Here is an 11,950-nt window from a genome sequence, read left to right on the forward strand (position 1 = left end):
TACTCCGCCCTCCGAACAGTTCGGTTCGGCGACCAGCGACGAAGCAGAAAGCTCGACCCGCGAGGGAAGAATCCCCCCGCTTTGGATGGGAGAGAGGTCAAACAGCACCGCACGCGCCCCGGGCCCCACACGCCGGGGCGGTGCCCTGCGTCTTCTGACGGCAAGAACCACCACCCGCACCCCGGTGCGGGCGTGCCCCCGCCCGCCCTGGACCGCCACCCGTTCTCGAAAGGCACCACGGCCCCCGTGTCTGACCGTCCCTCCGCCCCCGGCAACGGCCGCAACACCCGCCACCCCACCGGCATCCGCGTCGTCATCGCCCTGTTGGCCCTGATGTGCCTGGTGCTGGGGCCGGCCGGCTACCTCCGGGGACTCAGCGCCCAGGCCCACGCCGGCTCCGCGGCCGAGTGGTTCACCCTGGCCTTCGGCGCCGCCGTGGGCATCCCCCTGCTGGCCGCCGCCGTGGCCACCGTCGCCGGGGACCGCAAGGCCGCCCTGTGGTCGCTGGCCCTGCTGGCCTGGCCGGTGGTCTTCGTCGTGGCCATCCACCTGGCCCAGGCGCTGTGAACGCCGCCCGCCCGGCGCGACCCGGCCCCCGCCCGAACCGGCGGTAGGCTACCCACGTGTCACCCAAGAAACGCAAGCGCCGCAAGGCCCAGCGCCCCGACACCGCCCCGCACCAGCAGGAGAGCGCCGCGGAACCCGGCCCGCTCCCGGCCACCGCGAGCGTCAGCCGCACCCCGGTCGTCCTCACCGACCCGCCCGACCGCAGACTCACCGCCCTGTGGGTGGTGCTGGCCCTGGTGTGGCTGCTGGGCACCCCGCTGGCCCTGGCCAACCTGCTGTTCGTGTTCATGGACCTGCAGGAATCGGTGATCCACGCCGCCCCCCACGCCCCGGTGCCCCCCGAGAGCCTGGACCCGGTCGGCAACGCCCTGATCTGGGTCCTGGTCCTGGCCCTGGCCGTCCCTGCGGCCTCGGCCGTGGCCGCCCTGGTCCTGCGGCGCAGGATCGCCGCGATCGGGTTCACCGCGGCCCTGGTCGTCTCGGCCCTGCCCCTGCTGTGGGTCATGCCCCCGACCGAACTGTGGGACGCCCTGAGCGCCCACCTGTTCGGCTGACACCCCGCCCCGTCCGCTCCGCCGCCCCCCGGGCGCCCGCGCCGCCTGCCGCCTTCGCACGGGCCCCTGGGCCATCATGGATGACCGTGAACACACCCCAGCCCACCCCCGGCCCCGACCCCGCGCCCGCGCCCGCCCACGAGATCGCCCTGCCCGGGGCCGTGCGCGCCCGCCTGGAACAGGCCACCCCCAGCGTCCTGGTCGACACCCGCGCCCTGGCCCGGGTCCGCGAGCGCTTCGACACCGAACAGGCCCAGACCCTGGGCCGCTACCTGGCCAGCGCCCAGTCGCCCAACACCCTGCGCGCCTACCGCGCCGACTGGACCTCCTTCACCGCCTGGTGCCTGGCCCAGGAACGCCAGTCCCTGCCCGCCGACCCGGTGGACGTGGCCGTGTACCTGGCCGCCTGCGCCCAGGAGCGCACCCCCGACGACACCGGCTGGGCCCTGGCCCCCTCCAGCATCGAACGGCGCGCCGCCGCCATCGCCGCCGTGCACGGCGCCCACGGCCTGGACTCGCCCACCCGCGCCGAGGTCGTGCGCATGACCCTGCGCGGCATCCGCCGCACCCGCCGGGCCCGCCCGCGCCGCAAGGAACCGGTCGTCCTGCCCGTCCTGGAGGCGCTGCTGGCGGTGCGCCCGGGCCCCGAACACCCCCACGGGGTGGCCCGCAGACGCGACACCCTGCTGCTGCTGACCGGGTTCGGCGGGGCCCTGCGCCGCAGCGAACTGGCCGCGCTGACCTTCGACGACCTGACCCTGCACACCGACCCCGCCACCGGAGCCCCCGCCCTGGTGGTGGCGCTGGGCGCGACCAAGACCGACCAGGAGGGCCGCCACGGCCAACGGGTCGCCCTGCCCCGGGGACGGCACCGCCACACCTGCCCGGTGTGCGCCTACGCCGACTGGGCCGCCCTGGTCGAGACCCATCGCGCGGGCGGTGAGGAGGCGGTGGCCGCCCTGTTGGAGCACCCCCGCCCCGAGGGGTCCCTGGCCCACCTGTGCCAGGGCTGGCCGGGCACGGACCTGGCCGACGGCTCCGAGCGCCCCCTGCTGCCCGCCGTGGACCGCCACGGCCACATCGGGTCGCGCCCGATGTCGGGCCGGGCCGTGGGGGAGCTGGTCAAACGCTACGCCCGCCGTGCCGGGCTGGACCCCGACGACTTCGGCGGGCACTCCCTGCGGGCGGGGTTCGCCACCCAGGCCGCGCTGGGCGGGGCCAGCGACCGCGAGATCATGCGCCAGGGCCGCTGGACCAACCCGCGCACGGTCCACGACTACATCCGCACCGCCAACCCGCTGGAGGACAACGCCGTCACCCGGCTGGGCCTGTGACCCCGCGCCCGAGGGCCCCTTGGGCATCTCAGCTTGCCAACAAACGCACCAGTAGTACTCGAAATCACCAGTTAAAGTGCAATCCTTCCCTGATGAGACATTAGGTTGGTTCCGTGAGAAAGGGGACGGGCCCATGGTCGACGAGTTTCGCGCGGCGTTCCAAGAACTGATCGACGCCTCCGTCGCCACCGACCCCCAACACTTCCCCCCAGCCGTCCGCAAGGTCTACGTGCTGGCCTCCCAGATCCCCGCCTCCGAACGCGAACTCGCCCTGGAGGCCCTGGCCCCCCTGCTCTCGGGAGACCACGCCGCCCCCGGCATCATCGCCGACCTGTCCGTGGTCGCCGGAGCCCTGGTCGAGATGGGCACCGACCCCGGCCCCACCGGCATCGAGGTCCTGCGCCGCCTGCGCACCATGGGCCGGGGCGCCATCGTCTTCGTCCGCGCCTGGGAACGCACCGGCGCCGACGCCCCGCCCGACCCCGACGCCGTCACCGCCGACGCCGAGGCCCGCGTGAGCGCCGACCTGGGCAACGACGCCCCCGGCGCCACCATGTGCTGGTGGACCATCCGCCGCCACGGCCTGGCCGCCAGGACCATGCTCAGCGAGGCCCCCGTACGCGCCCACATGCGCCGCGACCCCTCCCTGCACGCCGAACTCCTGGCCATCGCCAACCAGCTCGCCGACCTGCTCACCGAGTTCGTCCAGGTCCGCGACCTGCTGCGCATGGCCGAGGCCACCGGCGCCCTGGTCCTGGACCGCGCCTCCGAGCGGGCCTTCCGCGTCCGCTTCGAGGGCATCGGCGACAACGCCCAGCTGCACACCCTGCTCGCCGACGCCCTCATCGGCCCCCGCCGCCAGGGCCTGCCCGGGGACCCGCCCGACCCGCGCTGGGTCGCCGCCTTCCGCGACAGCGCCCCCGACCCCGCAGCCCAGACCGTGCGCGGCTGGTGGAACCTGGTCGCCCACGACGGCACCTGGGTGTGGAACGAGGGCCTGCCCGCCGAGATCCCCACCCTGGAGGGCGAACACCTGCTGGTCCTGGACGAACAGCCCTACCCCCGCTCCTGGAACGCCGCCAGGCGCCACCCCCAGGTACGCGGCTGGCTGGAGGTGGAGTCCGAACTGCCCCCCGAGGAGGCCGCGCTGTGGTGGAAGCGCGTCGCCCCGGCCGAACCGGCCATCCCCACCGCCGACGAGGACCAGCACCCACCGCTGCCCGAACCGGTCGTACTCGGCACCGAGGAGGCCGAACCCCTCCGGATCCGCGGCTTCCTGCCCGAGGAACCCCCCGCACCCGAGCCGACAGCCCTGCCCGAACCCCAGAGCGCACCCCGCCCCGAACCCGACCCACCCCCGCACGCCCCGGCCCGGACCGCTCCCGCCGCACCCTCCGCGCGTCCGCAGCGGCCCGAACCGCCCCGCGCGCCCCGGCCTCCCGCCGAACCCACCGGCGGCAACGGCATCCTGCCGCCCCTGCCGCCCGGGGTGTCCAACAGCTCCGGCTGGGGGCCTACCTGGCGCTGACGGCCCGCACCGGACCCCGTCCGACCCGACCCGACCCCGGACGGCCCCGCCTCAGGCCCGGTGCCGGGGGGTGTGGGGCACCGACTCGGCCGCACCGCGCGCGCCCCGGGGATCCGGCTCGTCCTCGTACAGGCCCTCGAAGTACTCCTCCTCCTCGGTGGGGCCCTCATCATCCTCACGGCGCCAGCGCTGCCCCACGAACACCGGGGCCACCAGCACCACCACCAAGGGCACGAACACCCCCAACGGCAGCAGCACCAGGGCACCCTCGGTCCCGGGCAGCTGCGGCAACCGCTCCAGCAGGTACATCCGCCACACCGCCAGGCCGCTCAGCGCCCCCACCGCCAGCGCCGCGCCCAGCGGCAGCATCGGCGTCAACCGCGGCGGAACCGCCACCATCGCCACCAGCAGCCCCACACCCACCAGCCCGGCCACCGCCAGGGGCCCCGAACCCTGCAGGGCGCCCAGACCGACCGCGTGCAGGCCGCGCAGGTGGGTGAACGCCCAGCCCACCAGCAGGACCAGCAGCGGACCCAGGATCAGACCGGACAGGAAGCCGACGAAGTGTCGCACGGGGGTGCTCCTCTCAGAGGTTGCGCAGCACCCTAGCGACAAAAACCAGAAACGGCATCACATCGCCTCAAGACGGGCACCCGTTCCGGGGGAGGGAACCGTATCCACGACAACGGGGCCCCGCCCCCACCGGGAGCGGAACCCCACCAAGACCGCAGCGCCGACCGGCACCCGGGCCGGAACCGCCACCGCGCCCCCGCCCGAACACCGTCCCTCAGAGCACGCTAATCGGCGCCCGGGTGACGGCGCAGCGCCTCCGCGTCGGGCCGGCCGGGCACCGCCAGCACCCGGTCCGTGGGCGGCGTACGCCCCCACCGGCGCCGGAACTCATAGGCCACCAGCGCCACCACCACCGACCCCACCGACGCCAGCAGCGCCTGACGCTGGTCGGGAATGACCACCATCGCCACGAAGATCGTCACCAGACCCCCCAACACCACCCACGTCAGGTACGGAAACGCCCACATCCGCAGGGTCAGCCGCTGCGGCTCACGCCGACGCACCCGCGCCCCCACCACCAGCTGCGAGGCGCAGATGGTCAGGAACAGCACCAGCAGGATCGCGCCGATGGAGGCCACCAGGAACGGGAACACCCGGTCGGGCCACAGGTAGTCGGCCACCGCCGCCCCGTACCCCACCACGGTGCCGAGCAGGATCGCCCGCACCGGCACACCCCGCCGGTTGGTCCCGCGCAGCACCCGCGGGGCGTCCCCCTGCCGGGTCAGCGTGAACAGCATCCGCGAGGAGGTGTACATCGCCGCGTTCAACACGCTCAGCACCGCGATGAGGACCACGATCTCCATGATCAGCGCCGCCCCGGGCACACCCACGTGCTCCATCACCGCCACGAACGGGCTGCGCCCCGGATCCACGCTGTTCCACGGCAGCACCATCACCACCACCACGATCGAGGCCACGTAGAACAGCCCGATCCGCCAGAGCACGTTGGTCACCGCCGAGGCCACACCGCGCTCGGGCTCGGAGCTCTCACCCGCGGCCACGGTGATGATCTCCACCCCGCCGAAGGCGAACAGCACCACCACCGTGGCCGCCAGCACCGCGACCCACCCGTTGGGCGCCACCCCGCCGTGCTCCCACAGGTTGGCCACACTGGAGCCGTCCGCGCCGCTCCACAGACCCACCGCCCACAGGCCGCCGATCAACAGGAACGCCACGATCGTGGCCACCTTGACCAAAGAGAAGAACGACTCGGTCTCGGCGAACACCCGCACCGAGACCAGGTTGGCCACCGTCATCGACAACAGCACCAGCAGCGCCAGCGCCCACCCGGGCACACCCGGCACCCACTGGCCCAGGATCGCCGCACCGGCCACCGACTCCGCGGCCACCAGCACCGCGTACATCCACCAGTACACCCACCCGATGGTGAAACCGGCACGGGGCCCGAAGGCCAGTCGGGCGTAGTCGGAGAAGGAGCCCCCGGCCGGGACCGCCACCACCATCTCGCCCAGGGCGCGCAGGGTGAAGAACACCAGCGCGCCCGCCAGGACGTAGGAGAGCACCGCCGCCGGACCCGCCATCTGGATGACCGACCCGGAGCCGATGAAGAGTCCGGCGCCCACCGAACCGCCGATCGCGATCAGCGCCATGTGGCGGCGCCGGAGCGAGTGGGCCAGTCCGGCACCGGGGGACTGCGTTTGGTTGGCCGCGCTCGGAGGCGGCGTCGCACTGCTTGTCACCTGGCCAACCTTAGGGAGCATCCCCTTCCCTGGACAGAACCGGCCCCACCAAAAACAGCGGATGACCCCATCATGTGCCATAGGTAACAGTCAGCGACGGGCCACCACCCCCGCACGAACCCCGCCCTCACTCGCAGAACGCGCACCGCGGCCCCGCCCACCCCACACGCGGGGGAGGGGCGCCCCTCAGCACCGCACCGGACGACGCCCGGGCCGCGAACACACCCCACCCTCGAACACACCCCCAGCCTCACCCCGCCGGGGGAGGCGCCACCACCCCCGCCTGTGCCACGATCACCCACGTGCGCCACCTCACCCCGCTCCTGCGCCCGCTCACCAGCGCCCACACCTACCGGCGCTGGGCCTACCTCGTCATCGGCGGCGCACTCCTGATGCCCTACGCCATGGCCGCCCTCGTCCTGGCCACCCTCGTCAACCCCACCCCCGCACCCGCCGCCTTCGCCCTGACCCTCACCGCGGCCCTGGCCGCCATCGCCGCCACCGCCTACCTGCCCGGCACCCGCAGCGCCCAGACCCACCTGGCCCGCGCCCTGCTCCGCGGCCCCCTCACCTCCACACCCCGCCCCAACCCCACCTGGCGCAGCAACGCCCGCACCAGCCTGTGGCTGTGCCTGCACATGCTCACCGGCATGGCCGTGTGCCTGCTCACCATGATCGCCCTGACCGAGGCCGCCCTCCTGGCCGTCGCACCCCTGACCCGCGACGTCGCCACCATCGCCCAGGGCCCCCTGACCTTCATGGGCCAGACCGCCCTGACCCCCGCCCAGCGCGCCCTGGGCCCCCTCATCGGCCTCGCCCTGCTCGCCGCCCTGGTCTACACCACCGCCCTGGTCGGCCACCTGCTCACCCTGGCCGCACCCCGCCTGCTGGGCCCCTCACCCACCGAACGCCTGGCCGCCGCCCAGGCCCACGCCCACACCCTCGCCGAACGCAACCGCCTGGCCCGCGAACTCCACGACTCCCTGGGCCACGCCCTGTCCGTGGTCACCCTCCAAGCCGCCACCGCCGCCCGCCTGCTCGACACCGACCCCGACTTCGCCCGCCAGGCCCTCACCCACATCGCCGACCAGGCCCGCACCGCCACCGCCGACCTCGACCACGCACTGGGCATCCTGCGCGAGAACACCCCCACCCCACGCACCACACCCCCCGACCTGGCCCACCTGCCCCACCTGGCCCGCGCCACCCAACACACCGGCACCGACCTGACCCTGCACCTGAACGGCGACCCCGCACACGTCCCCGCCCTGCTCTCCCGCGAGACCTACCGCATCAGCCAAGAAGCCCTCACCAACGCCCTGCGCCACGCCCCCGGCCAACCCCTCACCCTCACCCTGGACATCACCCCCACCGCCCTGACCCTGACCCTCACCAACCCCCTCCCACCCACCCGCGCCCACCGCACCCCGCGACGGCGCGGCCACCACGGCATCACCGGCATGCGCGAACGAGCCCACCTGCTCGGCGGCACACTCACCGCCGGCCCCCACCACGGCACCTGGCACCTGACCTGCCGCCTGACCTGGAAAGAACAACCGTGATCGCCATCAACCTCGTCGACGACGAAGCCCTCATCCGCGCCGGACTGGCCGCCCTCATCAACGCCGAGGACGACATGCGGGTCACCGGCCAGGCCGACGACGGCGCCGACGTACCCGACCTGGTCCGACGCACCCGACCCGACCTGGTCCTGATGGACGTGCGCATGCCCCGCCTGGACGGCATCCAGGCCACCCGCACCCTGCACACCACCCTGACCCGCCCGCCCCGCGTCATCGTCCTCACCACCTTCGACAACGACGACTACGTCTGGGGCGCCCTACGCGCGGGCGCCCACGGATTCCTCCTCAAACGCACCCCGCCCGAGGACATCCTGGCCGCCATCCGCATCGCCCACCGCGGCGACACCCTGCTCTTTCCCACCGCCCTGCGCCACCTGGCCGCCACCCAACCCGCCGCCCCCACACCCGCCGCCCGCGCCGTGGCCACCCTCACCCAGCGCGAGTCCCAGACCCTCACCCTCATGGCCCAGGGGCTCACCAACGCCGAGATCGCCGACCGCCTCTTCCTGGGCACCGAGACCGTCAAGACCCACGTCTCCCACATCCTCACCAAGCTCGGCGTCCGCGACCGCACCCAGGCCGTGATCGCCGCCTACGACTCCGGCCTCATCCGCCCCAACACCGGCCGCTGAGCCCTCCCGCACACGACGACACACCCACCCCCAGATGAACACACGGCAACAACACTGCTACTTTCAGCAACCACACCGTGTCCACGCCACACCCGGGGAAACCACATGCCCACCGCCATCGACCTCGACCACGTCCGCCACCTCTACCGCACCCACCGCGACGACCTGGCCCGCGTCCGCGACCAGATGCGCCACCACCACACCGCCAACCCCCACCTGCGCCCCTGCACCGACGACATCGAAGCCGAGATCACCTACCTGCTCCTCCGCGAGAACACCCCCGCCCACACCGTCCAGATCGGCACCGACCACGGCTGGTCCACCACCTGGATCCTGTCCGCCCTACGCGACAACGGCACCGGCCACCTGCACTCCTTCGACACCCGCGACCACGCACCCCGCCACGTCCCCACCGACCTGGCCCGCACCCGCTGGACCTTCACCCACGGCGACATCCGCACCAGCACCGCCCACCTGCCCCCGCGCACCGACCACCTGCACATCAACGCCACCCACCAGGGCTGGTTCGCCCGCTGGTACCTGCACCACCTGCTGCCCACCCTGCCCCCGCACACCACCGTCACCGTCCACGACGTCTTCCGCCGCCACTCCACCCCGCCCTTCACCGAAGGCGCCCACGTCATGGCCTGGCTCACCACCCACACCACCGGCTTCTTCACCGCCTCCGCCGCCCGCGCACCCCACACCCACCGCGCCCTACGCGAACTCAAGGAAGAACTCGGCCTGACCACACCCCTGCACCCCGGCCACCACAACCCCGCCATCTACTTCCGCCTGCCCGCACCCACCCCCTGACACGCGAAAGGGGGGCGAAGGCACACCAGCCCCCGCCCCCCGTGGCCGCCGCGGCCTCAGCCCTCCCCGGCCTCCACCGCACGCCGCACACGCTCACGCCCCGACACCACATCAGCCGCGTCCGCGACAATCCGCGAAAAATTCACCGGCTGATCCAAACTCACCATGTGCCCCGCCCGCGGCACGTTCACCAACCGACCATCCACACACGAGTCGAAGAAACGCTTCTCATGGATCCGGAAGTGGTCCCGCGCCCCGTTGATCAACCACACCGGACCCTCATACGACGCCAACGCCGCCAACACGTCCATCTCCGAGACCGCGTCGATCACCGCCGTCGCCGCCTCCACCGCCAAACCACCCCCCAACACCGCGTCCGCCGCACCATCACGCAACGTCAACCGGTGGAACCGCTCGTTGACCGCCGCACCCTTGTCCGGCAGCCGATCCATCAACACCGCCGGAATCCGGTACACCTGCGCCAACAACTGCGCGGGCTTGGCCGTACACCCGGCCGCCACCAACCCCGCCACCTTCCCCGGAGCGGCGGCCGCCGTCGCGATCGAGACGAACCCGCCCAGGCTCAACCCCACCACCAGCGCACGACCACCCACACTGTCGACCGCCGCCAACACCGCGTCCACCGCACGCCCCAGCGAGAACTCCTCACCCCGCCGCGACCCGTGCCCAGGAAGGTCGGGGACCACCACCGTGCGTCCCTCGCTCTCCAACAACTCCACCTGCGGGCGCCACATACTCCCCGACACCCGCAACCCGTGCACCAGAACGATCGGCACACCCATGACCGCCTCCTCCTACCGCACCCGGTAGCGCACCGTCACCGGGGCGTGATCGGACCAACGCCCCGCATGCTCGGACGCACGCTCCACCCGCGCATCCACCGCACGCCCCGCCAACCCCGGAGTGGCCACCTGAAGATCGATCCGCCACCCCGCGTCGTTGTCGAAGGCACGACCACGGTAGGACCACCACGTGTAGGGCCCCTCCTGGTCCGGATGCAACGACCGCACCACGTCCACGAACCCCGCCTCACCCAGGACCCGCGACAACCACTCCCTCTCCTCGGGCAGGAACCCCGCGTTCTTACGGTTGGCCCGCCAGTTCTTCAGATCCACCTCGGCATGGGCGATGTTCCAGTCCCCGCACACCACCAGCTCACGACCACGCTCCTCCACCTCGGCCCGCCGCTTGACCAGGTACGGCAGGAACGCCTCCATGAAACGCTCCTTCTCCTCCTGACGCTCGGTGCCCACCTCACCCGAGGGCAGGTACAGGCTCGCCACCGTCACCTCACCCAGGTCCACCTCCACATACCGGCCCGCGTCCTCGAACTCGGCATGCCCGAACCCCACCCGCACCTCGTCGGGCTCACGCCGCGAGTACACCGCGACCCCCGCACGCCCCCGCGCCGCGGCCGGAGCCAACACCACGTGCCACCCCTCAGGCGCCACCACACCCGCCGGCAACTGCTCGGCCTCGGCCCGCGTCTCCTGAAGGCACACCACATCGGCGTCCGTGCCCGCCAACCACCCCACGAACCCCGGATCCTTCTTCGCCGCGGCCCGCAGCCCGTTCACGTTCACCGATGACACAGTCAAGTAAGTCGTATCCACAGGCAAAGCCTAGCCACACCCCGACTCAGCCGCCCCCGCCCTCGGCCACCAGCCGCCGCAGCACCCCGTACGTACGGTTCGACGACGCCGCCTCCCGCTGCGCCCGCGCCGTCACCTCGATGTAGGCCTGCGACGACGCCACCGACGCGTGCCCCAGAAGATGCATGATCTCCGACACCGACGCCCCGTCCTCCGCCAACCGCGTCGCGAAGGTGTGCCGCAACGCGTGCACCAGCGTCCCCCGCGCCACCCGGTCGTGCACACCCGCGTGCTTGTAACACTGCTGCACCAGGTACTGCAACCCGCCCCGGCGCAACCCCTCGCCCCGGTTGTCCACCAACAACGGATCCGACCCCCGCACCACCCCGAACCGCTCACGCCGCGAGACCAGATAGGCCTCCAACAACGCCTCCAACGGAACCTCGATCGGCAGGACCCGCTCACCCCCGCCCTTGCCCACCACCCGGATACGGCGCTCACCCGAACGCCCGCCCACCGACTCCACCCGAAGCGACAGCATCTCCGCCGACCGCATCCCCGTCAGCAGCGCCAACGCCAACACCGCCAGGTCCCGCTCCGGCCACGGATCACGCGCCTTGCGCGCACCCCGCGCCAACGCCTCCAACAACCGCTCCGGCGTGTCCTCGCCCATCAACGGCTTGGGCCCCGAAGGGCGCACCCGCGGCCGCGGCACCGCCGACATCGGATTGCCCGCCACCACCCCCTCCGACACCCAGAACCCGAAGAACCCGTTCCACGTCGACCACGCCCGCACCACACTGGAGGCCGCCCGCTCCCCGGCGAACTCCGCGAACGCCGCCCGCAGCACCCCCGCCTCCAGGTCCTGCCACCTCACCTGCTCAGGCTCCACACCCATCACCTGCGCCACACACCCCAACACCCCGCGCAGATCACGCCGGTAGGCGGCCACCGTGTGCGGGGAGGGCTTGGCCGCCCGACGCGCCACCAGGTACTGCTCCACAGCCTCGGCCACAGGCCCCGTCTGAGCACTCATACCCCCAGCATCCC

The 11,950-nt window shown here is 72.9% G+C and carries 12 protein-coding genes; 7 read left to right on the plus strand and 5 right to left on the minus strand.

Annotated features, from left to right (window positions below):
* The first annotated feature begins 246 nt into the window (after nt 1-246).
* The 4 genes from EV372_RS25920 to EV372_RS25935 all read left to right on the plus strand — a co-directional run bounded on the left by EV372_RS25920 (nt 247) and on the right by EV372_RS25935 (nt 3,983).
* A complete protein-coding gene (locus tag EV372_RS25920) occupies nt 247-567 on the plus strand; it encodes a hypothetical protein (RefSeq protein ID WP_130398192.1) in 321 nt (106 codons plus the stop codon).
* Nucleotides 568-623: 56 nt separating this feature from the next.
* Complete coding sequence (locus EV372_RS25925; RefSeq protein ID WP_130398193.1) at nt 624-1,121, plus strand: hypothetical protein; 498 nt, start codon at nt 624-626, stop codon at nt 1,119-1,121.
* 80 nt (nt 1,122-1,201) lie between these two features.
* Nucleotides 1,202-2,455 carry a site-specific integrase gene (locus EV372_RS25930; RefSeq protein WP_197044320.1) on the plus strand — a complete coding sequence of 418 codons (1,254 nt, stop codon included), beginning with the start codon at nt 1,202-1,204 and terminating at the stop codon, nt 2,453-2,455.
* Between the two features lie 133 nt (nt 2,456-2,588).
* Nucleotides 2,589-3,983, plus strand: a complete 1,395-nt coding sequence (locus EV372_RS25935) for a hypothetical protein (protein WP_130398195.1) — start codon at nt 2,589-2,591, stop codon at nt 3,981-3,983.
* A gap of 51 nt (nt 3,984-4,034) precedes the next feature.
* Here the strand turns inward: EV372_RS25935 and EV372_RS25940 are convergent, their stop codons facing one another.
* Complete coding sequence (locus tag EV372_RS25940; protein WP_130398196.1) at nt 4,035-4,556, minus strand: hypothetical protein; 522 nt, start codon at nt 4,554-4,556, stop codon at nt 4,035-4,037.
* 224 nt (nt 4,557-4,780) lie between these two features.
* A complete protein-coding gene (locus EV372_RS25945; protein WP_130399120.1) occupies nt 4,781-6,166 on the minus strand; it encodes an amino acid permease in 1,386 nt (461 codons plus the stop codon).
* A 392-nt stretch (nt 6,167-6,558) separates the two neighbouring features.
* On the opposite strand from EV372_RS25945, the gene EV372_RS25950 reads away from it, so the two are divergent.
* From EV372_RS25950 to EV372_RS25960, 3 genes are all read left to right on the plus strand, one after another.
* Nucleotides 6,559-7,818, plus strand: a complete 1,260-nt coding sequence (locus tag EV372_RS25950) for a sensor histidine kinase (RefSeq protein ID WP_130398197.1) — start codon at nt 6,559-6,561, stop codon at nt 7,816-7,818.
* Nucleotides 7,815-8,471 carry a response regulator gene (locus EV372_RS25955; protein ID WP_130398198.1) on the plus strand — a complete coding sequence of 219 codons (657 nt, stop codon included), beginning with the start codon at nt 7,815-7,817 and terminating at the stop codon, nt 8,469-8,471. Before EV372_RS25950 ends, EV372_RS25955 begins: the two co-directional genes overlap by 4 nt.
* Before the next feature lie 105 nt (nt 8,472-8,576).
* The gene (locus EV372_RS25960) at nt 8,577-9,287 is read left to right on the plus strand and encodes a class I SAM-dependent methyltransferase (protein ID WP_130398199.1); all 711 of its coding nucleotides are present in this window, start codon (nt 8,577-8,579) and stop codon (nt 9,285-9,287) included.
* A gap of 56 nt (nt 9,288-9,343) precedes the next feature.
* On the opposite strand, the gene EV372_RS25965 is transcribed toward EV372_RS25960, so the two are convergent.
* From EV372_RS25965 to EV372_RS25975, 3 genes are read right to left on the minus strand one after another with little or no spacing between them, the layout of a single operon-like run.
* Nucleotides 9,344-10,090: an alpha/beta fold hydrolase gene (locus tag EV372_RS25965; RefSeq protein WP_019607154.1), complete on the minus strand. Its 747-nt coding sequence runs from the start codon at nt 10,088-10,090 to the stop codon at nt 9,344-9,346.
* A gap of 12 nt (nt 10,091-10,102) precedes the next feature.
* Nucleotides 10,103-10,921, minus strand: a complete 819-nt coding sequence (locus EV372_RS25970; protein ID WP_094803079.1) for an exodeoxyribonuclease III — start codon at nt 10,919-10,921, stop codon at nt 10,103-10,105.
* 25 nt (nt 10,922-10,946) lie between these two features.
* On the minus strand, nt 10,947-11,936 hold the full coding sequence (locus tag EV372_RS25975; protein ID WP_130398200.1) for a tyrosine-type recombinase/integrase: 990 nt from the start codon (nt 11,934-11,936) through the stop codon (nt 10,947-10,949).
* Nucleotides 11,937-11,950: the final 14 nt, after the last annotated feature.

The sequence above is a fragment of the Nocardiopsis sp. CNZ308 genome (assembly GCF_004217075.1).

What these genes read in the sequence shown, in the direction of transcription:
- EV372_RS25975 (WP_130398200.1), bottom strand. Translation starts at nt 11,936, where the DNA reads ATGAGTGCTCAGACGGGGCCTGTGGCCGAGGCTGTGGAGCAGTACCTG.
- EV372_RS25960 (WP_130398199.1), top strand. Translation starts at nt 8,577, where the DNA reads ATGCCCACCGCCATCGACCTCGACCACGTCCGCCACCTCTACCGCACC.
- EV372_RS25945 (WP_130399120.1), bottom strand. Translation starts at nt 6,166, where the DNA reads ATGGCGCTGATCGCGATCGGCGGTTCGGTGGGCGCCGGACTCTTCATC.
- EV372_RS25930 (WP_197044320.1), top strand. Translation starts at nt 1,202, where the DNA reads ATGACCGTGAACACACCCCAGCCCACCCCCGGCCCCGACCCCGCGCCC.
- EV372_RS25965 (WP_019607154.1), bottom strand. Translation starts at nt 10,090, where the DNA reads ATGGGTGTGCCGATCGTTCTGGTGCACGGGTTGCGGGTGTCGGGGAGT.
- EV372_RS25935 (WP_130398195.1), top strand. Translation starts at nt 2,589, where the DNA reads ATGGTCGACGAGTTTCGCGCGGCGTTCCAAGAACTGATCGACGCCTCC.